General features: G+C 71.5%; 1 protein-coding gene. It reads left to right on the top strand.

Features of this window, described 5'->3' with window-relative positions:
• Positions 1–315: superoxide dismutase (locus V5O49_RS00095; protein ID WP_332900448.1), on the top strand; the 315-nt coding region annotated here is incomplete at its 5' end.
• Between the last annotated feature and the right edge of the window lie 36 nt (positions 316–351).

The raw sequence follows: 351 nt of genomic DNA, 5'->3' as shown, positions 1-351 counted from the left end.
TTCGGCTCCTTCGCCGCGTTCCAGGCGCGCTGCGCCGCCAGCGCCACGGGCGTCCAGGGGTCCGGCTGGGCCGTGCTCGGCTGGGACTGCGTCGGCCAGCGGATGCTGATCTGCCAGCTCTTCGACCAGGAGGCCAACGTCGCGGTCGGCATCGCCCCGCTGCTCCTGCTCGACGTGTGGGAGCACGCCTTCTACCTGGACTATCTCAACGTCGAGGCCGAGTACGTCAAGGCGTTCTGGAACCTCGCCAGCTGGCAGGACGTCGCCGCCCGCCTCGAGCGCGCCCGCCCCCAGACCGCAGGCCTTCTCGCCTGACGCACCCCGCACGCCGTCGAGCGCCTCTGTTCCTCC

This window comes from Isoptericola haloaureus (assembly GCF_036689775.1).
GTDB lineage: Bacteria > Actinomycetota > Actinomycetes > Actinomycetales > Cellulomonadaceae > Isoptericola > Isoptericola haloaureus.
The sequence above is the reverse complement of the archived record's forward strand: the minus strand, read 5'-3'. Positions and strand labels throughout refer to the sequence as shown.